This is a genomic window from Mycobacterium sp. E3247 (genome assembly GCF_001667785.1).
Taxonomy (GTDB): Bacteria; Actinomycetota; Actinomycetes; order Mycobacteriales; family Mycobacteriaceae; genus Mycobacterium.
In genome coordinates, this window is record NZ_LZJG01000153.1 from 25,857 (window position 1) to 52,476 (window position 26,620).

Sequence of the window (26,620 nt, forward strand, 5' to 3'; positions counted from 1 at the left end):
TTATATACATATAACAACTCGAGCGAGTTGGCAAGGGAGTCCGTGTGGAAGCATTGACCACCGTGCAGGAGGGCAGAGCAGGGCCGGTCTCGGCCGCGGCCGGGGTGCCGCTGCACCGGCAGCTGTTCCTGGTCCTGCACGACGAGATCGACCGTGGCGTCATCGCCCCCGGCGACGCGTTGCCCACCGAACAGACCCTCTGCGACCAGTTCGGGGTATCCCGCATCACCGTGCGCCGGGCGCTGGCCGACCTGGCCCACCAGGGATACATCGAGCGCAGGCACGGCGTCGGGTCGTTCGTGCGGCCGCACGGGCCGGCGGACGTCTCGGGCGTTGCGGGGGCCGGGCGTTCGTTCATGCAGAGCCTGCGGCAGACGCAATTCGAGACCAAGGTCGAAGTCGTCGAGCTCGGGACGCGGCGTCCCCCGAGGGCCATCGGGGAGGCCTTGCAAACGTCCGGGGAGACGTCCGGCGAGCTGCTACAGATCGTGCGGGTGCGGCGTCAGCGCAGGACCGATGAGCCGTTGATGGTGACCGAAGCCTGGCTGCCGCAGGAATTGGCCGGCGTGCTGACCGAGCCGGAGTTGCAGCGTGCGCCGCTGTACGAGTTGCTGTCGCAGGCGGGCGTCGCCGTGGACCGGGTGCGGCACGAGATCACCGCCGAGATCGCCGGACCGCGCAACGCGCACCTGCTCGGCACCGCCATCGGCGCAGCGCTGCTCCGCATCAACCGCCTGGAATTCGTGGCCGGGGCCCCGCATCACTACGTGTCGACCATGCTGTCGCCCAGTCGCAGCCGCGTGCTGCTCAGCCAGACCGCGGAGGAGATGGAGACCGGCGACGGCCTGATAATCGCCCACGACGTCCGCGGCGACACCGGCTAGCGGCCGCCGCGCAGCGCCGCATCGATCGCTTCGGCGTCCGGGGCGCAGTTGCCGGCGCCGTGCGCCAGGGTTGCCAGCGCGGCCGCGGCACAGGCGCGCTCCAACGCGCGCCGGCGCTGGGCGGGCGAACCCGGGTTGCGCGGCCAGCTCCCGGCCAGCACCCCGGCGAACACGTCACCCGCCCCGGTGGTGTCCACCGCGGCCACCGTGGGGGCGGGCACCACGAAGTCGCCGTCGTCGCCCACGTACCGCGCGCCGCGCGCCCCCAATGTGGTCACCAAGTGGGTGGGGCGCCATGGCCACTCTTCGGCCTCGGCTTCGTTGGCGATCACGACGTCGGCGTGGGCCGCCAGGTCGGACAACGAGCTTCGGTCCTGCCCGCCCGGTGAAGCGTTGACGATGACGACCGCTCCGGCCGAGCGGGCCTGGCGTGCCGCCGCCACCGCCGCCCGCACCGGAATTTCCAGTTGCGTCAATAACACGTCGCAGCCGGCGATGGCGGTCCGCGCCGCGGGGGAGTCCAGCGTCAGCCGCCCATTCGCGCCCGGGGCGACCACGATGGTGTTCTCGGCGTCGGCATCGACCACCACGATCGCCGTGCCGCTCGGTCCGCGCGTTGCCGCGATTGCGTCCAACCCGACGCCGTTGGTCAGCAGGTGGGCGCGTAACTGTTCGGCGGCCGGGTCGTCGCCGACCGCGCCGACGAACTGCACTTGCGCACCCGCCCGCGCCGCCGCCACCGCTTGATTGCCGCCCTTGCCGCCCGGTGCGTGGGTCAGCGACGAAGCCAGCACCGTCTCGCCGGGTCGGGGAAGCGCGTCGACGCGCAGCGACACGTCCATGTTGACGCTGCCGACCACACAGACCCGCGCCATGACTCTGACGTTAACCGGTCGTCCGCCGCCGCGCACCGCGGCTTGGGAGGTGATGAAACACGTTGCCGCGCAGTATTTTTAGCGATACGATCAGCATCCGCATTCCTCGCCGCGCCACGCCTCGAAACCCTCGCGCACCGCGAACCCGGCGATCACCAGCCCGACCGTCGGGTCCAGCCACCAGCCACCCGGCCATCCCGCCATGACGGCCAGCGTGAACAGCACAGCGGCGGACTGCGCGGCGCACAAATAGTTTTGCGTGCCCTCCCCGGCGGTGGCCCGCGAGCCCAGGCGCGTGCCGAGCCTCCGCTTGGCCCACCCCAGCAGTGGCATCAGGATCACCGCCACCGCGGTCAGGACCATCCCGATCAGCGTGGTGCCCGGTCGGTTGCCCGCCGCCAGATTCCGGACAGATTCCAGCGCGATGTAAGGCGCGATGAGCCAGAACGACACGGCCACTCCGCGTTGCGCCCGGCGCTCCGAGGTCTCCGACAGCGTGCGTGCCCCGGTGAACCGCCACACGACGATCACACTCGCCAGGCCCTCGACCGCGCTGCCGAGCGCCCAGCCGATCAGGGAGATGGAGCCGACGGCGAACCCTTGCCAGAGCCCGAGCGCGCCCTCCGCGCACATCCACGCCAGGCTGGCCCACGCGAGCCAACGTGCCCTGCGCGCAGCCCGTACCCACTCGGCATCGCGCTCCGGTCGCCGGGTGGCGGCCACGCCGGTCGCGCCGTCACCACAACCCCCGGCGCACGCGTCGCTCATAGCGCCAAGGATAAGTCCGCAGCCTCAGTTGAATTACGGCCGCGCATTCTGCCCGTCGAACGCTTTGCGGCAATCGCCCATATCTTGCGACGCGCGCGCTAGTGTGCTGCGTGAGCGATGCTGCGTTGTCCCAGGAAGGGCGTAGTCGAGTGACCTCGAGCGAGCTACAAGACGCTGAGCCGGCTTCCCAGACGGCACCGGCGTCCACGCCGGCCGAAACGACTGCGGCGCACCGAGCAGAGGCGCGCAAGGGCCATAAGTTTCGCCGTCGCCGGCTTTTCCGGATCGGCCTTCAATCGAAGCTGATGCTGATGCTGCTGCTCTCCAGCATCCTGTCGATCGGGGTGATCGGGTTCATCGGGGCATCGTCCGGCCGCAACGCGCTGCGCCAGGTCGAATCCGAGCGGCTCATCGAACTGCGCGAGTCCCAGGCGCAGCAGGTGCGGTCGCTTTTCAAAGAGGTGACCAATTCGCTGATCGTCTACAGCGGCGGGTTCAGCATCGTCGAGGCGGCAACGGCGTTCACCGACGGGTTCGCGCAGCTGTCCAACGCGACCATCACGCCGGCCCAGCAGCTGGCTCTCGTCAACTACTACGACGAAAACATGATCAAGCCGATCAAGCGGATCACGGGTGAGGAACTCGATCGCAACGCGATCCTCCCGAGTTCCAACGCGCAGAAGTATCTTCAGGCTTATTACACGGCGCCGTATCCGTCGATCTCCGACGCGCGGAAGGTCCAGGATGCCGGCGACGGCAGCGCATGGTCGGCGGCCAGCGCCCGCTACGGCTTCTACATGCACGACATCGTCACCCGTTTCGAATACCCGGACGCGCTGCTGCTGGACATGCAGGGCAATGTCGTCTTCTCGGTGAACAAAGGCCCGGACCTGGGCACCAACATCCTCACCGGCCCCTACCGGGAATCCAATCTGCGCGACGCCTACCAGAAAGCCTTGCGCTCCAACGACATCAACTTCGTCTGGATCACCGACTTCCAGCCGTACCAGCCGCAGCTCGACACCCCGACGGCGTGGGCGGTGTCGCCGGTGGGGATGAACGGCAAATTCAACGGCGTCATGGCCCTGCCGCTGCCGATCTCGAAGATCAATAAGATCATGACCGCTGACAAACACTGGGAGGCCGTCGGCATGGGGCCGGCGACCGAGACGTACCTGGCCGGCCCCGACAACCTGATGCGTTCGGACTCAAGGCTTTTCCTGGAGGATCCAGCGGAATACAAACGCGAGGCGGTGGCGTCGGGCACCCCGGCCGACGTGGTGGAGCAAGCGATCCGGCTCGGCGGTACGACGCTGGTGCAGCCGGTCCCGACCGCGGGTCTTCGCGCCGCCCAACGCGGACAGACGGGGGTCATCAGCGCCACCGACTACCTGGGCAACCGGGAGTTGGAGGCCTACGCCCCGTTGACCGTGCCGAACTCCGATCTGCACTGGTCGATCCTGGCGACCCGGGACAACTCGGATGCCTTCGCGCGCCTGGGTAGGTTCAGTAGAACGGTCGTGCTGGCGGTATCGATCATGATCTTTGCCATCTGCGTGGCGTCGATGGTGCTTGCGCAGCTGATGTTGCGGCCGATCCGCCGGCTGCAGGCGGGCACGCAGAAGATCAGCTCGGGCGACTACGCGGTCAACATCCCGGTAAAGACGCGCGACGAAATCGGCGACCTCACCGCGGCTTTCAACGAGATGAGCCGCAGCCTGGCGATCAAGGAGGAGTTGCTCAACGAACAACGCCGGGAGAACGACCGCCTGTTGCTGGCGCTGATGCCCGAGTCGGTGGTTCAGCGATATCGCGAGGGGCAGGAGACCATCGCGCTGGAACACCAGGGCGTGGCGGTGATCTTCGCCGAAATCGTCGGGCTCGACGAGGTTTCCGTCGATGTATCCGGCGACGAATTGGTGGGGATCGTCGACGAATTGTTCCGCCAGTTCGATTCGGCGGCCGAGTCTCTGGGCGTCGAGCGGATCCGCACCTTCCACAATGGCTATCTCGCCAGCTGTGGGGTGGTCACGCCGCGGCTGGACAGCATCCACCGCAGCGTCGACTTCGCCATCGAAATGCGCCACATCATCGATCGGTTCAATACCCAAGCCGGTCACCAGCTGCGCCTTCGGGTGGGCATCAGCACCGGTGACGTCATCAGCGGACTGGTCGGCCGCTCGGGGCTCGTCTACGACATGTGGGGCGCGGCGGTGAGCTTGGCTTACCGAATGCAAAGCGGCGCAAACCAATCGGGCATCTATGTGACCTCGCAGGTGTACGAGGCGATGCGGGACGTGCGGCATTTCACGCCGAACGGCACCATCTCGGTCGGCGGAGCCGAGCAGGCGATCTACCGGTTGTCGGAGCGGCCATGAACCTGTTCGACTCATCGTGGTTCTACTGGGCCATCGGGGTCGCGGTCGGGTTCCCGGTCGTTTTGATCCTGCTCACCGAGCTGCACCGCATGCTGGTCCGCCGAAACAGCCAGCTGGCCAGGCAGGTAAGCCTGCTGCGCAACTACCTGCTGCCGCTGGGTGCGCTGTTGCTGCTGCTCGTCAAGGCTTCGCAGGTGCCGGCCGGAGACGGCACGGTGCGGATCCTCACGACGGTGTTCGGCCTGCTGGTCCTGGTGCTGGTGCTGTCCGCCCTGAACGCCACGGTGTTCGAGGGCGCGCCCGACGACAGCTGGCGCAAACGACTGCCCACCATCTTCGTCGACGTCGCCCGCTTCGGGGTCATCGGCGTCGGCCTGGCGGTGATGTTGTCGATGATCTGGGGCGTCCGGATCGGCGGCTTGTTCACCGCGCTGGGCGTCACGTCGGTGGTCATCGGCCTGATGCTGCAGAACTCCGTCGGCCAGGTCGTGTCCGGCTTGTTCATGCTGTTCGAGCAGCCGTTCCGGATCGATGAGTGGCTGGACACCGGGACGGCGCGGGGGCGCGTCGTCGAAGTGAACTGGCGATCCGTACACATCGACACCGGCAGCGGGATCCGCATCATGCCCAACTCGATGCTGGCCAGCACCTCGTTCACTAATCTCAGTCGCCCGTCCCGCGCGTACGACTGTGCGATCACAACGAAATTCGCGGCCGGCGATGCGCCGGACAAGGTCTGTGCGATGTTGACGCGGGTGGCCGTGGCGCTACCGGCCCGCAGACCCGAAATCCCGCCCACCACCGTCGCCTTGGGCGGCGGGCAGTACCGCACGAGCATTCGGTTGTCGTCGCCCGCCGACGCCGAGGCCACCGAAGCGACGTTCCTGCGCTGGGTTTGGTACGCCGCGCGGCGGGCGAGGCTTCGGCTCGACGGCGCTGACGACAACTATTCGACCAAGCAACGGGTGGAAAAGGCGTTGCGCACGGTGGTGGCGCCGGCGTTGCGGCTGAGTCACGCCGATCAGCAGTCACTGGTGCCGTACGCGAAGATCGTCCGCTTCGGCGCCGACGAAATCCTCGAGTCGGCCGGTGAGGTGTCCCGTGGGATGACCTTCCTGGTGGCCGGCCGGGTGCGCTTGACCGCGACGGCCGACGACGGATCGGTGGTACAGGTCACCACCCTGGACGAGAGATCGTTCCTCGGCCTGACCGCGCTCACCCGTCAACCCAACCTCGCCGGCGCGTACGCACTGGACGAGGTGACCGCGCTACAGATCGATCGCGAACACCTCGAGGATCTCGTGATGCGTAAGCCCTTGCTCCTGCAAGACCTGGGCCGACTGATCGACGAGCGGCAAGCCAAGGTGCGACAGGCAACTCGGCATGAGCGAACCGGGCCCGCCCGTATCGAGGCGCCGACGTCGGCGAAACCCCTCCGCTGACCTCCGGCGAGCGGGCATGTCGATCGCCGGCGCGTTACGCGCGGGGCGGATGCCGTAATACCCAGGCCGCCTCACCCGACCGGTGAAGGCCCGCTACCCTGGTTCAATGAGTCTGCAAGCACCATCGCTGCCTGACTTGCGCCGAGAAGTCCACAACGCCGCTCGCCGCGCCCGGGTCGCCTCCCGCGTGCTGGCGCTGCTGCCGACCGTCGCCAAGGACCAGGCGCTGCGGTCCGCGGCCGACGCGATAGCGGCCCACACCGACTTGATCCTGTCTGCCAACGCCGAAGATCTCAGCGCCGCCGAAGCCGTCGGCACACCGACGGCGATGCTCGACCGGTTGGCGCTGGATGCCACACGTGTCGAAGGAATCGCCGCCGGCCTGCGCCAGGTCGCCGGGCTGCCCGACCCGGTCGGGGAGGTGTTGCGCGGCTACACCCTGCCCAACGGCTTGCATCTGCGGCAGCAGCGCGTGCCGCTCGGCGTCGTCGGCATGATCTACGAAGGCCGGCCCAACGTCACCGTCGACGCCTTCGGTCTGGCGCTCAAGTCGGGCAACGCCGTGTTGTTGCGCGGAAGCTCGTCGGCGGCGCGATCCAACCAGGCTCTGGTGCAGGTGCTGCGGGCTTCGCTGGTCAGCGAGGACCTGCCCGCCGATGCCGTGCAACTGCTTTCGGCCGCCGACCGCGCCACGGTGACGCACCTGATCCAGGCCCGCGGCCTGGTCGACGTGGTGATTCCGCGCGGCGGTGCGAGCCTGATCAACGCGGTCGTCCGCGACGCCCAGGTGCCCACCATCGAGACCGGCGTCGGGAACTGCCACGTCTACGTGCACGAAGGGGCCGACCTCGATGTCGCGGAACGCATCCTGCTGAACTCCAAGACCCGCCGGCCCAGTGTCTGCAACGCCGCCGAGACGCTGTTGGTCGACGCGGCGATCGCCAAGAAGGCCCTGCCGCGGTTGGTGTCCGCTCTCGAAGATGCCGGTGTGACCGTGCACGGAGGGTTCTCGGCGGACGCGTCGGAGGACGACCTGCGCCGCGAATACCTGTCGATGGACATCGCGGTCGCGGTGGGCCGCGCGATCGACGCCGCGATCGCGCACATCAACGAGTACGGCACGGGCCACACCGAGGCCATCGTCACCAGCAATATGGCTGCGGCGCAACGGTTTAGTGACGGTGTCGACGCCGCAGCAGTGATGATCAACGCGTCGACGGCGTTCACCGACGGTGAGCAGTTCGGCTTCGGTGCCGAAATCGGCATCTCCACCCAGAAACTGCATGCCCGCGGTCCGATGGGGTTGCCGGAGCTGACCTCGACCAAATGGATTGCCTGGGGCGACGGACACGTCCGTCCCGCCTGACATCAGCGACGAAAAATGCTTGAGGAGAACTGAGATAGTGAGCGTGCCCGCCCGGCCCAAGCCGTTGTTCGCCGACATCGATGACGTCTCGCGACGGTTGGCCGAGACCGGTTACCTGCCCGACACCGCCACCGCGACCGCGGTGTTCCTTGCCGACCGGCTGGGCAAGCCGCTACTGGTGGAGGGCCCCGCGGGCGTCGGCAAGACCGAACTGGCCCGCGCCGTCGCCGAGGCGACCGGCTCGGGACTGGTCCGCCTGCAGTGCTACGAAGGGGTGGACGAGGCCCGCGCGCTCTATGAGTGGAACCACGCCAAGCAGATCCTGCGCATTCAGGCGGGCTCGGGGGACTGGGATCAAACCAAAGACGATGTGTTCAGCGAGGAATTCCTGCTGCAACGTCCGCTGCTGACCGCCATCCGGCGCACCGAGCCCACGGTGCTGCTGATCGACGAAACCGACAAGGCCGACATCGAGATCGAGGGACTGCTGCTCGAGGTGCTATCCGACTTCGCCGTGACCGTACCGGAATTGGGCACGATCACCGCGGAGCGGACACCCTTCGTGGTGCTGACCTCCAACGCCACCCGGGAACTGTCCGAGGCCCTCAAGCGTCGATGCCTGTTCTTGCACATCGACTTTCCCAGTCCCGAGCTGGAACGCCGCATCCTGTTGTCGCGGGTGCCCGAGTTGCCCCAGCATCTCGCCGAAGAACTGGTGCGCATCATCGGCGTGCTGCGCGGCATGCAGCTCAAGAAGGTGCCGTCCATCGCCGAGACCATCGACTGGGGCCGCACGCTGCTCGCGCTCGGCCTCGACACCATCGACGACTCCGTCGTCGCCGCCACCTTGGGTGTGGTCCTCAAGCATCAATCCGACCAGCAGCGCGCAAGCGGCGAGCTCCGGTTGAACTAGGAACCCACCGATGGCCCATCGTCGCATCCGGCCGACCCGGCCACTGGCCCCGCACGGACTGCCTGGTCACCTGGTTGGCTTCGTGGAAGCGCTTCGCGGAGTGGGTATTTCGGTAGGGCCATCCGAGACGGTGGATGCCGGCCGGGTGATGGCCACCCTGGGTCTGGGTGACCGCGAGGTGCTGCGCGAGGGCGTCGCGTGCGCCGTGCTGCGCAGTCCCGAACACCGCGAGACCTACGACGCCATGTTCGACCTGTGGTTCCCGGCCGCGTTGGGCACACGCGCGGTGGTCACCGACGAAGACGCCGACGGGGCACAGGATGACTCGTTGCCGCCCGACGACGTCGAGGCGATGCGCCGGATGCTGCTGGACCTGCTCACCGAGAATCCCGACCTCGCGGACATGGACGAGCGGCTGGTCGCGATGATCGCGCGCATCGTGGAGGCCTACGGCAAATACAGTTCCAGCCGCGGCCCGTCGTTCTCGTCATACCAGGCGCTCAAGGCGATGGCGCTGGACGAACTGGAGGGCAAGCTGCTGGCGGGGCTCCTCGCGCCCTACGGTGACGAGCCCACTCCCACCCAGGAGCAGATCGCCAAAGCGCTTGCCGCGCAGCGGATCACCCAGTTACGCAAGATGGTCGACGCCGAGACCAAACGGCGCACCGCCGAACAACTCGGGCGTGACCACGTCCAGATGTACGGCATCCCACAGCTTTCCGAGAACGTCGAGTTCCTGCGCGCTTCCGGAGACCAGCTGCGCCAGATGCAGCGGGTGGTGGCCCCACTGGCCCGGACCCTGGCCACCCGGCTGGCGGCGCGGCGGCGACGCAGCCGCGCCGGGGTTATCGACCTGCGTAAGACGCTGCGCAAGTCGATGTCCACCGGCGGCGTGCCGATCGACGTGGTGCTGGCCAAACCGCGCCCGGCGCGCCCGGAACTGGTGGTGCTGTGCGACGTGTCCGGTTCGGTCGCCGGGTTCAGCCATTTCACCCTGTTGTTGGTGCACGCTCTGCGTCAACAGTTCTCGCGGGTCAGGGTGTTCGCATTCATCGACACCACCGACGAGGTGACCCACATGTTCGGCCCGGAGGCCGATCTGGCCGTGGCGATCCAGCGGATCACCCGGGAGGCCGGGGTGTACAGCCGCGACGGGCATTCCGACTACGGCAACGCCTTCGCGTCGTTCGTGCAGGCGTTCCCCAACGTGCTGTCGCCGCGCAGCTCGCTGCTGGTGCTCGGGGACGGCCGCACCAACTACCGCAATCCCGAGACCGGGTTGCTGGCCCACATGGTCACCGCGAGCCGGCACGCCCACTGGCTGAACCCCGAGCCCAGGCACCTGTGGGGCAGCGGCGACTCGGCGGTGCCGCGCTACCAGGAGATCATCACGATGCACGAATGCCGGTCGGCCAAGCAGCTCGCCGCGGTGATCGACCAGCTGCTGCCGGTGTGAATTCTGCCCAGCGTGCGCGTTCCCCCGCAAGCGGGAGGTGCCCCCAGTACGGCGACACGCCGCGCTAGCCGTACAAACGCGCATGCTCGCGGGCGGCGGCTGGGAAATCAGGCGCCGTCGCCGGCTCAAGTAAGCTGGCAAATCGTGCAAAAGCAGCTGCGCAGGCTGGGCGTGATGGGCGGGACGTTCGATCCCATCCATTACGGGCACCTGGTTGCCGCCAGCGAGGTCGCCGACCTGTTCGACCTCGACGAAGTGGTGTTCGTGCCGAGCGGTCAGCCCTGGCAGAAGGACCGGCACGTCTCCGCCGCGGAGGACCGGTACCTGATGACGGTGATCGCCACCGCGTCCAACCCGCGTTTCTCGGTGAGCCGCGTCGACATCGACCGCGCCGGACCCACCTACACCAAGGACACCCTGCGGGATCTGCACGCCCTCAACCCCGATGCGCAGCTGTACTTCATCACCGGCGCCGACGCGCTCGCCTCCATCCTGTCCTGGCAGGGCTGGCAGGAGATGTTCGACCTGGCGCGGTTCGTCGGCGTCAGCCGGCCCGGATACGAGCTGCGGCGCGAACACATCACCGGCGTCCTGGGCGAGCTGGACGACGACGTGCTCACGCTTGTCGAGATCCCGGCGCTGGCCATCTCGTCGACCGATTGCCGTCTGCGCGCCGAGCAGCGTCGACCCCTGTGGTACCTGATGCCCGACGGTGTCGTGCAGTACGTCTCCAAGCGCCGGCTGTATCGCGGCGGCGGACAACCGAAGGACACCGTGAGCCGCTCAAGCCTGCCCGCCGGGAACAACACGTGACCGCCACCCAGGAGGCCATCGACATGGCGACCGTCGCCGCCGGCGCGGCCGCCTCGAAGCTGGCCGACGACGTGGTGGTGATCGACGTGTCGGGCCAGCTGGTCATCACGGACTGCTTCGTCATCGCGTCGGCGTCCAACGAGCGGCAGGTCAACGCCATCGTCGACGAGGTGGAGGAGAAGATGCGCCGGGCCGGCTACAAGCCGGCGCGCCGGGAGGGCACCCGAGAGGGCCGCTGGACGCTGCTGGACTACCGCGACATCGTCGTGCACATCCAGCACCAGGACGACCGCGACTTCTATGCCCTGGACCGGTTGTGGGGCGACTGCCCGGTGGTGCCGGTGGACCTCGCCGAGGTCCCGGAAGACCAGGCGGGAACGCAATGACGATTCGTCGCCTGATCATGTTGCGGCACGGGCAGACTGAGTTCAACGCCGGTAGCCGGATGCAGGGTCAGCTGGATTCCCAACTCAGCGAACTGGGGCGGGCACAAGCGATCGCCGCCGCCGAGGTGCTGGGCAAGCTGCAGCCGTTGCTGATCGTCTCGTCCGATCTGCATCGCGCCTACGACACGGCGATCCGGCTGGGGGAGCGGACCGGCCTGCCCATCCGGGTGGACCCGCGGTTGCGTGAAACACATCTCGGCGACTGGCAGGGGTTGACGCACACCGAGGTCGACGCGCAGGCCCCCGGCGCCCGCCTGGCCTGGCGCGAGGACGCCACCTGGGCGCCCCATGGCGGCGAGAGCCGGGTCGACGTCGCCGCCCGCAGCGTGCCGTTGGTGGCCGAACTGGTGTCCGGCGAGCCGGAGTGGGGCGGCCCCCAGCATGCCGACCGCCCGGTGGTGCTGGTGGCCCACGGCGGCCTGATCGCCGCGTTGTCGGCCGCGCTGCTGGAGCTTCCGGTGGCCAACTGGCCGGTATTGGGTGGTATGGGCAATGCCAGCTGGGTGCAGCTTTCGGGCCATTCCGACGATGACGCAGGCGTGGACGCCATCCGCTGGCGTCTGGACGTCTGGAACGCTTCGGCGCAGGTGTCCAACGATGTCCTCTGAGGCCCGGCCCACCCTGCTGATATTCGCCGACTCGCTGGCCTATTACGGGCCCACCGGCGGCCTGCCCGCCGACGATCCGCGGATCTGGCCCAACATCGTTGCTGCCCAACTGGATTGGGATGTCGAGCTCATCGGCCGCATCGGCTGGACCTGCCGCGACATCTGGTGGGCCGCGACCCAGGACCCGCGTGCCTGGGCGGCCCTGCCCAGGGCGGGCGCGGTCATCTTCGCCACCGGCGGCATGGATTCGCTGCCGTCGGTGCTGCCGACGGCGCTGCGCGAACTGATCCGCTACGTGCGGCCGCCACGGCTGCGCCGCTGGGTCCGCGACGGCTATGGCTGGCTGCAGCCCAGGCTGTCACCGGTGGCCCGGTCGGCGTTGCCTGCGCACCTGAGCGCCGACTACCTCGAACAGACCCGCAACGCGATCGATTTCAACCGCCCCGGTATCCCGATCGTGGCGTCACTGCCGTCGGTGCACATTGCCGACACCTACGGCAGGGCCCACCACGGCCGTCCCGCCACCGCGGCGGCCATCACCGAGTGGGCGCAAAGCCGCGATGTCCCGCTGGTGGACCTCAAAGCGGCTGTCGCCGAGCACATCATGAGTGGACGAGGGAATCCCGACGGCATTCACTGGAATTTCGAAGCACACCAGGCGGTTGCCGAGCTGATGCTGAAGGCCCTGGCCGAGGCGGGGGTACCGAACGAGAAACACCGCGGCTGAACAATGCCTGTCGTAGTGGTGACCGACGCGTCGGCGCGCTTGCCGGCGGACCTGCTGGACAAGTGGGCGATTCGCGTTGTGCCGCTGCACATTCTGCTCGACGGTGTCGATCTGCGTGACGGCGTGGACGAGATCCCCGAGGACGTCTACAAGCGCCACGCCACCACCGCGGCGGCCACGCCGGCCGAACTCGCCGACGCCTACCAGCAGGCGCTGGCCGACAGCGGCGGTGACGGCGTGGTGGCGGTGCACCTCTCGTCCGCGCTGTCGGGAACCTGTGGCGCCGCCCAACGGACCGCCGCGGACCTGGACCCCCACGTGCGCGTCGTCGACTCCAGGTCGACCGCGATGGGCACCGGCTTCGTCGCGTTGGCCGCCGCGCGGGCCGCGGCCGCGGGAGGCGACCTCGACGCCGTCGCCGACGCGGCGGATCTGGCTGTGCGGCACAGCCATGCGTTCATGGTGGTGCACCGGCTGGACAACCTCCGACGCAGCGGACGTATCGGCGGGGCCAAGGCGTGGCTGGGTACCGCGCTGGCGCTCAAGCCGCTGCTGCGCATCGACGACGGCAAACTCGTTCTCGCGCAACGCGTTCGTACCGTCACCCACGCGACCGAGGCGATGATCGACCGGGTCTGCGAGGTGGCGGGCGACAGTCCCGCCGCCCTGGCGGTCCATCACGTCGCGAATCCGGACGGCGCCAAGGAGGTGGCCGCGACGCTGGCGCGGCGGTTACCGGCGTGTGAGCCGGCGATCATCACCCCGTTGGGGCCGGTGCTGGCGCTGCACGTCGGCGCGGGCGCCGTCGCCGTCGTCGTGCAGCTGCCGACGCCTTAGACGGAGGCTGCCGCCACCGACCGCCGCGCGTTGTCGCCCCGTGGATGCACCACTTGCGGCCACCAGAACCAACGGCCCAGCAGCGTCGCGATCGACGGCATCAGCAACGTGCGCACGACCAGCGTGTCGAGCAGCAGACCGATGCACACCGTCGAACCGAACTGCCCCAGCACCCGCAAGTCGCTGCCCAACATGGCCGCCATGGTGAACGCGAACACCAGACCCGCCGCCGTCACCACCCCGCCGGTACCCGCCATCGACCGGATGATTCCCGTCTTGAGGCCGGCATGGATCTCTTCTTTGAACCGGGAGACCAGCAACAGGTTGTAGTCGGATCCGACGGCCAGCAGGATGATCACGGACAGCGCCATCACGATCCAGTGGATCCTGATGCCGAACAGGTCCTGCCAAATCAGCACGGACAGGCCGAACGACGCGGCGATCGAGCTGGCCGCGGTGCCGACGATCACCAGCGCGGCCACCACGCTCCGGGTAAGCAGCAGCATGATCATGAAGATCAGCGTCAGGGCGGACACCACGGCGATCATCAGGTCGTACTTCTCGCCGTCGGCCATGTCCTTGAACGTCGCGGCGGTTCCGCCCAGGTAGACCCGGGCGTCGGACAGCGACGATTGCTTGAGACCCTCCTGCGCGGCGGTGCGTTCGGCGTCGACTTGCGCAATGCCCTCAGGCGACATCGGATCGCCCTGATGCGTGATGAAGAACCGCGCCGATTTACCGTCCGGCGACAAGAACATCCGAAGGCCGGTCTGGAAGTCCGGGTTGTCGAAGGCCTCGGGCGGCAGGTAGAAGAAGTCGTCGTTCTTCGATGCGTCGAAGCTTTGCCCCATCACGATCGAGGTGTTGCTCATCGCCTCCATCTGGTCGATCATCGCCTTGAACGTCTGATACAGGGTGAGCGTGATGCCCCTGGTGGTCTTCAGCGTGGTGATCAGCGTGGGGAACAGCGCATTCAGGTCATGCGTGGCCTTGGCGGTGTGCGCGATATCGGCTGTCAGATAGTGGAATTGCTCGGCGAGCTGGTCGAACCCGTCGAACGTGTCGAACAGGGACCGCAACCCGATGCACACGGGGATGTCGTAGCAGTGCCGTTCCCAGTAGAAGATGCTGCGTATCGGCCGGAAGGTGTCGTCGAAATCCGCGATGTGGTCACGCAGGGTATCGGTGATCTGCGACGTCACCGCGGTGGTCTTCGCGCTGTCGTCGGCGGCGTTGGCCAGGTCCAGCGACACCTCGTATTGGCGTTGCGTGGTATCGATCTGGGTCTGCAGGTCGTCGGCCATCCGGAGGATGTCGGCGATGCGGTCCTTGAGGAAGCTCATGTTCTGCATCGTCGTCTGGCTCTGGACGCTGTTCTGAAACGGTATCGAGCTGTGCTGGATCGGGATGCCCAGCGGCCGGGTGATGTCCTGGACCATGGCGATGCCCAGCGTGCGCATCTCGTTCTTGGCCACCCGGTCCAGCACCAGCATGTCGGCCGGGTTTCGCATGTCATGGTCGGATTCGACCATCAACAGGTCGGGGTTCATCCGCGCCTCGGAGAAATGCCGGTTCGCGGCCTCTTGTCCTTGATTGGATGGGGCTGACAACGGCAGGTAATGGCGGTCGTTGTAGCTCGTGTGGAAGCTCGGCAGGGCGATCATGCCGACCAGCACGACGGCGGCGCTCACGGCCAAAACCGGTGCCGGCCAACGTACTACGGCGGTACCCACCCGGCGCCACAGTCGGCCACGCTTGGCCTGCCTCTCGAAGAAGTGGAAGCGGCTGCCCACGAAGACCACCGCGGGCCCCAGCGTGACGCCGGCCAGCACCACCACGATCATGCCGATCGCCACGGGTGCCCCCATGGTGTTGAACCACGGTAGCCGCGAAAAACTGAGGCAATACGTCGCGCCGGCAATCGTCAGGCCCGACCCCAAGACGACCGGGGCGACGCCCTTGAATGTGGTGTAATACGCGGTTTCTCGGTCCTCGCCCGCGGCCAACGCCTCCTGATAGCGGCCGATCAGGAAGATGCCGTAGTCCGTCCCCGCCGCGATCGCCAACATGGTGAGGATGTTGGCGGCGAAGGTGGTGAGCCCGAATGCGTTGTGGTACGCGAGAACCGCGACGACACCCCGGGAACACGCCAGCGCGACGAAGGTCATGAACAGCTGCACCAGCGTGGTGACGATGGACCGGTAGACAAGCAGCAACATGATCGCGATGGCGCCCAGGGTGAACAGCGTGATCTTGGCCAGGCTGGCGTTACCGATGATGTGCATGTCGTCGGACAGCGCGGCAGGCCCCGTGACGTAGGCCTTCACGCCCGGTGGCGCCTTGTTCTCCTCGATCACCTTGCGGACGGAATCCACGGACTCGTTGGCCAGCGTCGTGCCCTGGTTACCCGCGAGGTTCACCTGCACATAGGCGCTCTTGGCGTCGGCGCTCTGCGCGCCCGCGGCCGTCAGCCGGTCGCCCCAGAAGTCCTGAATGTGCTGAATGTGCTTGGGATCCTGGCGGAGTTGCCGAATCAGCTTGTCGTAGTACTGGTGCGCGTCGGGGCCGAGCGGTTGCTGGCCCTCCAACACGATCATCACCGTGCTGTTGGAGTCGAATTCGTGGAAATTGTGGCCCAGGCGCATCATCGCCTTCATCGACGGCGCGTCCAGCGGTGTCATCGGCGCCGAGTGGGCTTCACCCACCTTTTCCAGTGTCGGAACGATGACATTCACCAGGACTGTCACAAACAGCCAAACCAAAATGATTGGCACCGCAAAGATGCGGATCGCGTGCGGCAGGTACGGGCGGTGGCCCCGCTCGGCCTTGGACAGGCCCTTGATGTTGATCGGGCCGGTGTCGGCCGCGCTCACGTCACGTTGGGTCTCGTTGCTCGCGTTGGTCATGCGGACTTCACCAGGCAGAAGGTCTGCGCGTTGTGGCCGTCGGAACTGCGCTGTTCGCGCACGACGCCGTCCACGGTGATCTTGCAGCTGATCTCACCGCTGTCGCTTTGCGCCATGATGTTGGCGCTGACCGACGGCAAGGTCGTCGAGATGGTGGCCGACCACGGCAGCGGCGCCGCGTTCACCTGATGGGTGTTGGCGTTCTCGTCCCAGTAGTTGATGTTGGCGGTGGCCCCCGGTGGCCCGGTGATGTCGTAGACGACGACCTTCGGGTTGAACTGCACGATTTCGATCCCCTTGCCGGCGTTCGCGTTGAGGTCCTGAGAGCCGAAAATCTTGTGGAGCCGCGACACGATCAATGCCGAAACGGCCAGGACTACCACCAAAACCAGCGGTATCCACGCCCGTTTGAGCACACGGGTCACGGTGCCGGTACGTGGACCCGAGTCTGGACTAGCCACCACCTGACCGCCTTCCGCTTGCCCGCCGTCCGGGCATTGCCGCAAAGCTCACCTACGTCGCCGACGACACCGCTGTCTTTTCGACTATTTGCTCAGCTAAGCACTCTAAACCTTAGTGCACGCAAGCGTTCCTCCGGGGGCCTTCGGTGTGGTGAACGGCATATGGTGCGGCCTAACGGGCCACCCGGCCGGTCACCGGCGGCAGATCGGCGAGTGTCACGATCCCCGGCTCGGCGGCGACGACGGCCGGGACCGCGTTGGTCACCGGCATCGCGGTGTAGATCATCCCCAGCCCCATGAACCCCGGCTCGGTCCAGTCCTTCGGCGGCAGGCAATGCAGGACGGTGCGCATGTTGGGCAACCCGAACACCTGGATGACGTGGCCGTGCTCCAGCGGTTTGGGCGGCACCACGTGATTGCCCATGGTCCAGTTGAAGCCCACGCTGACCACGTTGCGGTCGCCCTCCCAGCCGCGGTGGTAGCCATAGACGCCGCCCACCGTTCCCGCGGGGATCCGCATGAACCCCAGATCGGAATCGTCGGTGGCGGCGGTGAACGTCACGTCGAAGGTCATCCGGTCCAGCTTCGCCCCGATCGCGTCGGCCATCATGGCGGCGGATTCGGCGAAGACCTCGCTTTCGCGCCGCACGCTTTCGGCCAGCCCCGGCGTCTCGGGATCCTGCGAAAACCCCATCGCCGTCTGGGTTTCCGCCGATTCGTAGGTCGAGCAGTCCACCGACTCGGTGATGCGAATCTCGTCGACGCGTTCGCAGGCGCCGGACAGCACCATGCCGACCATGTTCGTCATGCCGGGGTGCGCGCCGCTGCCGAAGATCGTCGAACCGCCCCGTTTGCAGGCGTCGACGATGCGTTCGCGGTCCTCCGGCGTCTGCTTGCCGCCGGTGATCCAGGCCGCGCTGGAGCAGACGTTGACGCCGGCCTCGAGTAAGCGCACCAATTCATCGACGCCTGCCCACAACGGGTTGTAGCAACACGCGTCGGCACCCAGGGCGAGCAGCGCATCGATGTCGTTCGTCGCCCGCACTCCCGTCGGTTCGGGCCAGCCGGCCAGTTCGGCGGCATCCACGCCCACCTTGTCCGCCCCGTGCGCATACACCCCGACCAGCTCCATGTCCGGCCTGCCGATGATGGCGTGCAGCGAACGGCGCCCGATGTTTCCGGTCGTCCATTGGATTACCCGCAGCGGACGGTCGGCCGGAAACCTGCTCATCGCGTCTCCTTTGACGTGGCGAATTTGAGCCATTATCACCGACGGGCCGGTGCGTCTCGGGGCCCGGCTATCCGGTCAACGGTTGCCCTGGCCGAACGCGGCCATGGAGCTGGACAACAGCTGGGAAAACGGGTCGGCACCGCCGCCGAAGGTGGCCTGACTGGCCGGTGCGATCACGGCCGCGGGGTCGAAGCCGCGCACCGGATCCACTTGGACGGGTGCGGTCAGCGGGTCGTCGTTTCGCGAATATCCCGCGTTCACCATGGGCGTCAGCTCGGCGTCGAGCTGGTTCAGCTCGTCTTCCGGCACCCCGAGGTAGCCCAGCGGTATCACCAGCGGGAGGTGTTTTTCGGGAATCAGGTACGTCGTTGTCGTCGCGCCCCGGGAGTTGACGGTGGTTCTGATGTTCTGCGGCGGCACCATGCTCGGGTCGGTGAACGCGACCGCGGTATGCCCGGTCGCCTCGCCCACCAGGGTGTTGGCGAGGGCCAGCAGGTTGTCCGGCCGGTCGGGGAAGTCGGCGATCATGTCGTAGGCCGCGACGAACGCCTTGGTGTCGTACTGGCTCTCCACCGGGGGCGGTATGCGGTAGTCCATTGCGGGAACGACGGCGCCGACCGGAAAAACGGAGGTCAGGAAACTCTGGCCGAAGGCGTGATGCCCAACCGGATTGCCAAAGGTGCTGAAGACCAATTGATTTGGTGGGGGAGCGGCCGGATCGTTCGCCAGCCGGGCCTGCTCGGCGTCAACCACGAGCGAACCCTCGGACAGGCCGATCGCGGCGCCGGGGCCACCCCGGCGGATGGCCGCGTCCAGGTTGTCCTCCCCGACGGCCACCGACTCGCCGATGCTGGGTCCGTCGACCCCCAGGCCCGGAAAGGCTTCATCCAGCCGGCCTATCCCCGGAAAGAGCCGCTCCAACACGTGGCCCTGCACCTGCCCGGCGGGGTAGTTGACGATCTCGCGCCTGAGCCCGGGGAACCATCCGGCCCCCAGGCGCCGGCCGTACTCGTCGTAAGGGATGCCCGGGACGTGGGCGCCTCCGAGGGCGTACGCCGTTCCGCCGGCGGGCGTCCCGTCGCCCGGCGCGTCGTCGGCCGTGGCGATTCCGACGCCGAAACATCCTGTGGCGCCGAGGGTTACCAGGGCGGTAACTCCTGCGAGTAGTTTCTGCATCACCACTTCCCGGCCACTTCCCGCCTGCTCGACTCCGCCTCGTAGTGTCGCATACCGCGCCGGCTGACCGGGTGCCTACGGCGCATTCCCGGCCGGTGAGGCCACGGACGGCCGCCGCGGTCCCGGTCGGGACGGCCACCAGCTCGCCCGCCCGACCAGCGTAGCCAGGGCGGGCACCGTGATGGTGCGCACCACGAAGGTGTCGAGCAGGATTCCGATCCCGATCACCACACCGCCTTGGACAACGGTGCTGATGCTGGAGAACACGAGCCCCCACATCGAGGCGGCGAAGATCAAACCCGCCGCGGTGATCACCCCGCCGGTCGAACCCAGCGTGCGGATGATGCCGTATCGCATGCTGTGCGGGGACTCGTCACGCATTCGCGAGATGAGCAGCATGTTGTAGTCCGCCCCGACCGCGACCAGGACCACGAAGGCCAAGGGCGGCACGCTCCAATGCAATTGCTGGCCGAGGGCGAATTGAAACGTCAGGACGCCGATGCCGACCGCGGACAAATACGAGACCACGACGGAAGCCACCAGATACAGCGGTGCGATGACCGCTCGCAGCAGGGCCATCAGGGTCAACAGCACGACGACGATGGTGACTGCGACGATGAATCTGATGTCGTGCTGGTAGAAGTCCCGCGTGTCCCGCAGCGTGACGGGGTAGCCCGCCATCGATATGGAGGCGTCCGCCAACGCGGTGTTCGGTTGGGCCCCGCGGGCGGTGTCGGCGATCGCGTTGACCTGATCCATCGCCTCGGAGCTGAACGGATTCAATTTCGTTTGAACCAGGTAACGCACCGAGTGCCCGTCGGGCGAGACGAACGCTTTCGCGGCCTTCTTGAACTCCTCCATGTGCAGGAGCTGCGCCGGGACGTTGAACCCTGCCATCGACGGTTCGGCCGCGTCGTGTTTCAGCGTCAGGAGGAATGCCGACGCCTCGCCGAGCCCCGCCCCCATCTGTTTGATCTGGTCGACCAGCTGGTCCACCCCGTCGGCGACTTGCCGGCTCCCGCCCGCGAACTCCTCGGCGCCTTGTTGCAGGTGGTTCAGGTCGGCCTGCAGGCCCCCGGGTTGGTCCAGCCCCATGGCATGCAGCGCCTTGACGAAGCTGGCCAGCGCACCACGCAGATGATCGACCGAGGCGTTGAGCGTCTGCCGGTCCTGAAACGCCTGCAGTTGTCCGGCCAGATCGTTGATCTGGTCGAGGCTTCCGTCGCCGCGCGCGTTGACCACGCGCTCGAAATTGGCGCGGGTGGCGCTGCAGGACGGGTCGGCATCGCAGACCTGGTTGCCCTCCAGCGCGGTCAGCACCGGGGCCACCCACGCGAACAGATCCTTGATCGCCGCGAAGTTCACGCCGATGGTATGGCCGAGCGAGTTGATGCTGCTGACCAGCTTGGCCGCCAAGACGACTTCTCTGACCAACTTGTCACCGCCGTACTGGCTCCTGATCGACGTGAAGGCGTCGGTCAGGCCCCGCATCCCGGCCACCATCTGGTTGACTTGCCCGCGCACATCGCCGAGGTTGTCGGCCAGCGTGTTCGCCCCGGCGGCCAGTCGGTTCAGGTCGTCGGTGTGGTCGCTGATCAGGGTGGAGCCGGCGCCCAGGCGAGCGCCGATCGCGCCCGCCTGATACGTCGCCCGGAACTGTTCCGGCACGGCTCCCGCGGGCCGGGTCACGCCGCTGACCGCAGCGATGTTGGGCAGTTGGCTGACTCGAGTGGCCATCTGCTCCAGATCGGCCAGGGCCCGGGGTGTGCGCAAGTCGTGCGGTGACTGGACGAGGATGTATTCGGGAATGGACTGGTTGACCGGGAAATGGCGATCCAGCGCGGCATACCCGATCGAGCTCGGGGCCGAGGCGCTCAGCGCCTTGCGGTCGTCGTAGTTGAAGCGCACCAAGCCCGCACAGCCGGCGAGAATGATCAGCACCAGCACGCTGGCGACCAGATGACTCCTCGGCCGGCGCACGATGCGTATCCCCGACCGTCGCCAAAACCGGGCGGTCAGTTCGCGCGACGGTTTGACCCATCCGCGCGGCCCGGCCAGCACGAGAATGGCGGGCAGCAAGGTCATCGCTGCGAGGAATGCGACACCGATCCCGATGGCCGAGGACACCCCTACCGTGGAGAACACGCCCATCCGGGCGAAACTCATTCCGAGGAAGGTGATCCCCACCGTCGCCGCGGACGCGGCGATCACTTTGCCGATCGAGAGCAAAGCCCGCCGTACCGCTTCCTCGTAGCCGGCGCCGAGCCGCAAGTAGTCGTGATAGCGGCTGATCAGGAAGACCGCGTAATCGGTTCCCGCGCCGGCGACCATCGCGCTCAAGAAGACGATGGACTGATTCGACACCCCTAACCCGCTGGCTTGCGAGATGCCGGCCACGACGGCCTGCGCGATCACCATCGACGCCCCGATCGCGATGAGCGGTAGCAGCATGGTGATCGGGTTGCGGTACACCACGAGCAGGACGACGAGCACCAGCGCGGCGATCGCGAGTTCGATCGGAGTGCGGTCCCGCTCGCCGGCGACGGTGAGGTCGCTGACGGTGGCCGCGGGTCCGGCGAGGTTCGCTGCTAGCGGAGTCCCGGCGACGCTGTGCCGGACGATGTCGGCAACGCGGGTGTAGGCGGCGTAGGCCTTCGGCGTGCCCAATTCGCCGGCGATGCCGACCGGCAGCACCCAGGATTTGTGGTCTTTACTGGTCAACACCGCGCGCAGCGACGGCGTGCTGACGAAATCCTGCAACATCAGCACGTCACGCGCGTCCTCGTGCAGCGCGGTCACCACTTTGTGGTAGGCGGCTTCGTCGGGTGGTCCCAGCCCCTTCTCATCGGTGAGGACCACCAATAGGAGGTCTTCGGCGCCCGATTCGTGAAACGCCTCGGTCATCTTGCGGGCGGCGACGCTCGACGGGGCGCCGCTGGGCAGAATCGCGAGCGGATGCTGCTGCGCCATCTCGTTCAGGGTCGGAAACGTCAGCGGCAGGGCGACCGCGACCACCACCCACAGCCCGATCACCACCCCGGGCCACCGCATCACGAAATCGGCTAGCCGTCGCACATCGAACCCCCGGCCCGCCGGAGATGGCTCATCCGAAGAAAGGCAGCAGCCATCGTCGACACTCCTTGCTATGCAACGCGCCCCCAGTGCCCGGTATCGGCGACCCGCATACATACGGACTTCATCGCTGCGACGTACCGGGAAACTGATTTCTGGGCAACTGCGTTGGCGGGGTACATGATCGCCATCGCGGTGCCCTCTTCGTACCGGAAGATATAGATCGTCAGTTGATACGAATATCTTCCGTCGGAATAGATTCCGATGCTATTTGCGTAGCCCATCTCGGCCGCCGCCAGCACGGCGTTCATCGGGGCGGCATCGGCGTGCAGGAAATTGGTCACCGGGAAGTTCGGGCGGGGCCTGGTCAGCCACGGCGCCAATTCCAGCACGCGGTAATACGGCACCTTGGCCATGTCCAGGCTTGAATCGAAAGACGTCTGCGCCGCCCACGCCGCGTCAGTGAATGACACCGCCGCTATCGGGATGGTGATCGGAACCAATCCGGTAAACCAGCCCTGGGTCATGAAGTTGTCCGACGTCCTGCGGGTGTCCCTGGGGGTGAGCCCGTAATATGTTGTTGCGCCGGTAAATTCGTGTTCTACCTGGGCGAGGCAGGCGAACAACCCGCCGACGAAGCGGGCGCCTGCCGCCGAGCAGGCCGATTCGAATCTCGCTGTCTGCGCCGCGTCCAGCAATGTGTCCGTGATCATGTCACTCTTGGTCGGCTCCAATGGGTTGCCCAATGGCAGCGGGAATTCCGGCAGGCTTCCGTTGTTGTTCTCCGCGAATTCGATCCACGCGCGTACCTGAGGCGAGTCCGCCGTCAAAGCCGACGTGTACCGGCGCTCTTCGACACAGAAATCGTCAAAGCTCCCGGCTGCGGGCAGCGCGAGGGGTCCGGCGCCGCTTGTCAACGCCGAATACCTCGCATGGGACTCCACCATCGTGATACCGATCAGCGCGGCATCACCGTGGACGTGATCGATGCTCGCGTAAAAGGTGAAGTGGTCCTGGTTTTGAACGATCCCGAAGCTGAAGCACTCCCAGTGAAACGGGTCGGGTGTCGCGACCACATGATCGTGCAGTTCGTCGATGGCCAATTCGCCGTGGACGGTGGGCGCGAATTCGATGTCGTCGGGATTATCGATTGTGTGCCGGAGGATCTCTCCAGTTTCGGTGTATTCGAACCAACTGCGGTACGTATCGTGGCGGCGCAGGTATGCGTTGAGCGCCTCGTTCATGGCGGGAATGTCGCACTGCCCGGCGATTTCGCACGTGGCGATGATCTGCCGTGAATAGTCGAGCCCCGAGGTCGTTTGCCGGCGATAGCCCTGAAGATGTTGCCCCTGCATGTAGCTGACCGGCACCGGACTGACCGGCGCTTGCCGCGCCTTGTCCCGCGAGGCGGGTGTCGGGTGCCAGGAGACGACTTTGCCCGGGCTCAGCGTCCACTCACCGATCGAGCCGATCGTGATCTTCCCGATGCGCAAAAATCTTCTCCTCGATCGGCCAGGCCGCAGTTGCGGGCCAAGCTGGTGGCGAGATCAACATAACTTCTTCGGCGACCGCTGACCGCGACATGCCAAGCCACAGGTATACCGCGACCTAGTTGGCGACGGTTAGGGTAGGACCGGCCCGGCGTGGGACACAGTCCGGCATCCGGCGACACTACTCGCCGCTGGGGGGATTACTCTGCTGCGCACCGGGTCGACGTGGTGCGGTGAGCGGGTCAAAAGCTTGGCCCGTAAAAAGTCACGGACCTATCGCCGGAGGCTGGCCCCCGGGGGAACCACCTTCGTCGTCCGAGGTGAGAGGACAGATGCATGGCAACCGCCGAGGCTCGGACGGAGCGCGCATCAGGTTTCGCGATAGTCGGCTACGCAGTGCGTGTTCCGGGTGCCGCCGACGCTTCCGAATTCTGGGACGTGTTGCGGCAAGGGCGCGATGCGGTGTCGGAGGTCCCCACGGACCGGTGGAACGTCGAGGAATTCTTCGACCCGGACCCTGATGCGGCGGGCAAGATCGTCAGCCGCCGGGCGGGCTTCGTCGACGACGTAGTGGGGTTCGACGCGCCGTTCTTCGGGGTGTCGACGCGTGAGGTCATGCTGATGGACCCACAGCATCGGCTCCTGCTGGAGACGGCATGGCAGGCGGTCGAGCATTCCGGGACGGCCCCAACGGCTTTGGCGAACACCAAGACCGGGGTGTTCGTCGGTCTGTCCACCCACGACTACCTGGCGATGGTCTCCGACGAGTTGAAGTACGACGCGATCGACGCGTACATGGCGATCGGGACGGCGGCTGCCGCGGCAGCGGGTCGCATCAGTTACCGGTTGGGGCTGCAGGGCCCGGCCATCACCGTCGACACCGCCTGCAGCTCGTCGTTGGTGGCGGTCCACCAGGCTTGCCAGGCGCTGCGGCTGGGGGAATGCGACCTCGCGCTGGCCGGCGGCGCCAACGTGCTGCTCAGCCCGGCAACCATGATGACCTTCTCCCGGGCGCACATGCTCGCGCCCGACGGCCGCTGCAAGACGTTCGACGCGTCCGCGGACGGCTACGTGCGCGGCGAGGGTTGCGGCGTCATCGTCGTCAAGCGACTCGACGACGCGATCCGCGATGGCGACCGGATTCGCGCCGTGATCCGTGGCAGTGCGGTCAACCAGGACGGCGCGTCGGGCGGTTTGACGGTACCGAACGGAGTCGCCCAGCAGCGGGTCATCGCCGAAGCGCTGGAGCGCGCCGGTGTCTCGGCACGCGACGTCGGCTACCTGGAGGCGCACGGGACCGGGACGTCGCTGGGCGATCCGATCGAGGTCCAGGCCGCGGCGGCCGTACTCGGCGAGGGGCGCGACGCGGACCGGCCCCTGTTGATCGGGTCGGTGAAGACGAATATCGGGCATCTGGAAGCGGCCGCGGGGATCGCCGGGATCATCAAGGTCGTCCTGTCGCTCGAGCACCAGCTCCTGCCGAAACACCTCAACTTCTCCAACCCGTCGCCGTACATTCCGTGGGACCGGCTTCCGGTGCGCGTCGTCGACGAGGCGATCGGCTGGCAACGCAACGGTCACCCCCGCGTCGCGGGGGTCAGTTCGTTCGGGTTCTCCGGAACCAACGCGCACGTCATCCTCGAGGAAGCGCCCGACGACATCGGCCGCCGGGCCGCGGCGCCGGGCGCCGTCGAGCAGCCCGACGACCGGCGTTTCAGTGTTCTGCCGCTGTCGGCCCGCACCCCGGCGGCCCTGGTGCAGCTCGCCGAGCGCTACCGCAGTTGGTTGACCGCGCATCCGGAGGCCGACCTGTCGGAGGTGTGCTTCACCGCCGGCGACGGGCGAGCCCACTTCGAGCATCGCGCCGCACTGGTGGTGAATTCGACGCAATCCGCCGCCGAGTTGCTCGGCGCGCTCGCCGACGACCGCCCCGCGCCGGGTTTGCTGCGGGGGGACTGCGACGACAAGCCGAAGACGGCGTGGTTGTTCCCGGGTCAAGGCAGCCAGTTCGCCGGCATGGCCCGGGAGTTGTTCGAAACCGAGCCGGTGTTCGCCGAGGTGATGACCCGATGCGCGGCGGTGGTCGACTCGGTGCTCGAAAAGCCGCTCCTGGGCGTCATTTTCGATCCCGAGAGCCCGGACACCCTGCGGCAGACAAGCTACGCCCAGCCCGCCCTGTTCGCCGTCGAGATGGGTCTGGCCAGGCTCTGGCAGTCGTGGGGCCTGGAACCCGACGTGGTGCTGGGCCACAGCGTCGGCCAGTACGCCGCCGCCTGTGTCGCCGGGGTGTTCAGCCTCGAAGACGGCGCCCTCTTGCTCGCCGAACGCGGCCGCCTTTTCGGCGATCTGCCGGCGGGCGGCCGGATGGTCGCGGTCTTCGCCGCGGCCGAGCGCGTAGAAGGCTTCACCGACGAGTTCCCCCGGCTGTCGGTGGCCGCCTACAACGGTGCCAACACCGTGCTGGCGGGGCCCGCGGACGATCTGGAGCGGGTGGTGGCCGGCCTGACCGCCGACGGCGTTCGCTGCGACTGGCTGGACACCAGCCACGCATTCCACTCGGCGCTGTTGGATCCGGCTCTCGACGAGTTCGAGGCATACGCGAGCCGGTTCGAATTCAGCGCGCCACAACGGACTTTGATCTGCAACCGCACCGGCGCGGCCCTCGGCAGGACCGCGCAGCTGAGATCGGCCAACGTGGACACGCTCTTGGCGAACTCGATCGGCTGGCGCGCGTGGCGGCGCCAGTAGGAGGCGTCCAGCTGCGCAGGCCA

At 67.1% G+C, this 26,620-nt stretch carries 19 protein-coding genes and 1 pseudogene; 12 read left to right on the forward strand and 8 right to left on the reverse strand.

The window, feature by feature from the left end; all coding sequences use genetic code 11:
* Positions 1–44 precede the first annotated feature (44 nt).
* Positions 45–884, forward strand: a complete 840-nt coding sequence (locus A9X04_RS08005; protein ID WP_067919134.1) for a GntR family transcriptional regulator — start codon at positions 45–47, stop codon at positions 882–884.
* Here the strand turns inward: A9X04_RS08005 and A9X04_RS08010 are convergent.
* On the reverse strand, positions 881–1,759 hold the full coding sequence (locus A9X04_RS08010) for a PfkB family carbohydrate kinase (RefSeq protein ID WP_067919136.1): 879 nt from the start codon (positions 1,757–1,759) through the stop codon (positions 881–883). The genes A9X04_RS08005 and A9X04_RS08010 overlap by 4 nt on opposite strands.
* 90 nt (positions 1,760–1,849) lie before the next feature.
* Positions 1,850–2,527, reverse strand: coding sequence for a cation transporter (locus A9X04_RS08015; RefSeq protein ID WP_082972931.1), 678 nt, complete (start codon positions 2,525–2,527; stop codon positions 1,850–1,852).
* 149 nt (positions 2,528–2,676) lie between these two features.
* On the opposite strand from A9X04_RS08015, the gene A9X04_RS08020 reads away from it, so the two are divergent.
* The 10 genes from A9X04_RS08020 to A9X04_RS08065 all read left to right on the forward strand — a co-directional run bounded on the left by A9X04_RS08020 (position 2,677) and on the right by A9X04_RS08065 (position 13,513).
* The gene (locus A9X04_RS08020) at positions 2,677–4,905 is read left to right on the forward strand and encodes an adenylate/guanylate cyclase domain-containing protein (protein ID WP_067919137.1); all 2,229 of its coding nucleotides are present in this window, start codon (positions 2,677–2,679) and stop codon (positions 4,903–4,905) included.
* A complete protein-coding gene (locus A9X04_RS08025) occupies positions 4,902–6,347 on the forward strand; it encodes a mechanosensitive ion channel domain-containing protein (protein WP_067919139.1) in 1,446 nt (481 codons plus the stop codon). Before A9X04_RS08020 ends, A9X04_RS08025 begins: the two co-directional genes overlap by 4 nt.
* A 106-nt stretch (positions 6,348–6,453) precedes the next feature.
* The gene (locus A9X04_RS08030) at positions 6,454–7,713 is read left to right on the forward strand and encodes a glutamate-5-semialdehyde dehydrogenase (protein WP_067919140.1); all 1,260 of its coding nucleotides are present in this window, start codon (positions 6,454–6,456) and stop codon (positions 7,711–7,713) included.
* A 37-nt stretch (positions 7,714–7,750) separates the two neighbouring features.
* Positions 7,751–8,626, forward strand: coding sequence for a MoxR family ATPase (locus tag A9X04_RS08035; RefSeq protein WP_067919142.1), 876 nt, complete (start codon positions 7,751–7,753; stop codon positions 8,624–8,626).
* Positions 8,627–8,636: 10 nt separating this feature from the next.
* Positions 8,637–10,082, forward strand: coding sequence for a VWA domain-containing protein (locus A9X04_RS08040; protein ID WP_067919145.1), 1,446 nt, complete (start codon positions 8,637–8,639; stop codon positions 10,080–10,082).
* A 156-nt stretch (positions 10,083–10,238) separates the two neighbouring features.
* Positions 10,239–10,895, forward strand: coding sequence for a nicotinate-nucleotide adenylyltransferase (nadD, locus tag A9X04_RS08045; protein ID WP_255396481.1), 657 nt, complete (start codon positions 10,239–10,241; stop codon positions 10,893–10,895).
* Positions 10,892–11,281: a ribosome silencing factor gene (gene rsfS / locus A9X04_RS08050; RefSeq protein ID WP_067919148.1), complete on the forward strand. Its 390-nt coding sequence runs from the start codon at positions 10,892–10,894 to the stop codon at positions 11,279–11,281. The genes nadD and rsfS overlap by 4 nt, the downstream gene beginning before the upstream one ends.
* On the forward strand, positions 11,278–11,949 hold the full coding sequence (gene gpgP, locus A9X04_RS08055; RefSeq protein WP_067919149.1) for a glucosyl-3-phosphoglycerate phosphatase: 672 nt from the start codon (positions 11,278–11,280) through the stop codon (positions 11,947–11,949). The genes rsfS and gpgP overlap by 4 nt, the downstream gene beginning before the upstream one ends.
* Complete coding sequence (octT, locus tag A9X04_RS08060; protein WP_067919151.1) at positions 11,939–12,676, forward strand: diglucosylglycerate octanoyltransferase; 738 nt, start codon at positions 11,939–11,941, stop codon at positions 12,674–12,676. Before gpgP ends, octT begins: the two co-directional genes overlap by 11 nt.
* Positions 12,677–12,679: 3 nt before the next feature.
* Entirely contained in the window at positions 12,680–13,513 is an 834-nt protein-coding gene (locus A9X04_RS08065; RefSeq protein ID WP_067919152.1) for a DegV family protein, read from the forward strand.
* On the opposite strand, the gene A9X04_RS08070 is transcribed toward A9X04_RS08065, so the two are convergent.
* From A9X04_RS08070 to A9X04_RS08095, 6 genes are all read right to left on the reverse strand, one after another.
* On the reverse strand, positions 13,510–16,419 hold the full coding sequence (locus tag A9X04_RS08070; RefSeq protein WP_067919155.1) for an RND family transporter: 2,910 nt from the start codon (positions 16,417–16,419) through the stop codon (positions 13,510–13,512). The two genes, A9X04_RS08065 and A9X04_RS08070, sit on opposite strands and share 4 nt — an antisense overlap.
* Complete coding sequence (locus tag A9X04_RS08075) at positions 16,416–16,883, reverse strand: MmpS family transport accessory protein (protein ID WP_197509094.1); 468 nt, start codon at positions 16,881–16,883, stop codon at positions 16,416–16,418. The genes A9X04_RS08070 and A9X04_RS08075 overlap by 4 nt, the downstream gene beginning before the upstream one ends.
* A 169-nt stretch (positions 16,884–17,052) precedes the next feature.
* The gene (locus A9X04_RS08080) at positions 17,053–18,111 is read right to left on the reverse strand and encodes a dihydrodipicolinate reductase (RefSeq protein WP_067919157.1); all 1,059 of its coding nucleotides are present in this window, start codon (positions 18,109–18,111) and stop codon (positions 17,053–17,055) included.
* A 75-nt stretch (positions 18,112–18,186) separates the two neighbouring features.
* Entirely contained in the window at positions 18,187–19,287 is a 1,101-nt protein-coding gene (gene pe / locus A9X04_RS08085; protein WP_067919166.1) for an acyltransferase PE, read from the reverse strand.
* A 75-nt stretch (positions 19,288–19,362) separates the two neighbouring features.
* A complete protein-coding gene (locus A9X04_RS08090; protein ID WP_304442388.1) occupies positions 19,363–22,362 on the reverse strand; it encodes an RND family transporter in 3,000 nt (999 codons plus the stop codon).
* 68 nt (positions 22,363–22,430) lie between these two features.
* A complete protein-coding gene (locus A9X04_RS08095) occupies positions 22,431–23,852 on the reverse strand; it encodes a condensation domain-containing protein (RefSeq protein WP_067919158.1) in 1,422 nt (473 codons plus the stop codon).
* Between the two features lie 333 nt (positions 23,853–24,185).
* Between A9X04_RS08095 and A9X04_RS08100 the strand changes: the two are divergent.
* Positions 24,186–26,540 (forward strand): annotated as a pseudogene (locus tag A9X04_RS08100) (type I polyketide synthase); the annotation flags it as partial.
* Positions 26,541–26,620: the final 80 nt, after the last annotated feature.

What these genes read in the sequence shown, in the direction of transcription:
- A9X04_RS08025 (WP_067919139.1), top strand. Translation starts at nt 4,902, where the DNA reads ATGAACCTGTTCGACTCATCGTGGTTCTACTGGGCCATCGGGGTCGCG.
- A9X04_RS08070 (WP_067919155.1), bottom strand. Translation starts at nt 16,419, where the DNA reads ATGACCAACGCGAGCAACGAGACCCAACGTGACGTGAGCGCGGCCGAC.
- A9X04_RS08040 (WP_067919145.1), top strand. Translation starts at nt 8,637, where the DNA reads ATGGCCCATCGTCGCATCCGGCCGACCCGGCCACTGGCCCCGCACGGA.
- octT (WP_067919151.1), top strand. Translation starts at nt 11,939, where the DNA reads ATGTCCTCTGAGGCCCGGCCCACCCTGCTGATATTCGCCGACTCGCTG.
- A9X04_RS08030 (WP_067919140.1), top strand. Translation starts at nt 6,454, where the DNA reads ATGAGTCTGCAAGCACCATCGCTGCCTGACTTGCGCCGAGAAGTCCAC.
- A9X04_RS08010 (WP_067919136.1), bottom strand. Translation starts at nt 1,759, where the DNA reads ATGGCGCGGGTCTGTGTGGTCGGCAGCGTCAACATGGACGTGTCGCTG.
- pe (WP_067919166.1), bottom strand. Translation starts at nt 19,287, where the DNA reads ATGCAGAAACTACTCGCAGGAGTTACCGCCCTGGTAACCCTCGGCGCC.
- A9X04_RS08080 (WP_067919157.1), bottom strand. Translation starts at nt 18,111, where the DNA reads ATGAGCAGGTTTCCGGCCGACCGTCCGCTGCGGGTAATCCAATGGACG.
- gpgP (WP_067919149.1), top strand. Translation starts at nt 11,278, where the DNA reads ATGACGATTCGTCGCCTGATCATGTTGCGGCACGGGCAGACTGAGTTC.
- A9X04_RS08015 (WP_082972931.1), bottom strand. Translation starts at nt 2,527, where the DNA reads ATGAGCGACGCGTGCGCCGGGGGTTGTGGTGACGGCGCGACCGGCGTG.
- A9X04_RS08065 (WP_067919152.1), top strand. Translation starts at nt 12,680, where the DNA reads ATGCCTGTCGTAGTGGTGACCGACGCGTCGGCGCGCTTGCCGGCGGAC.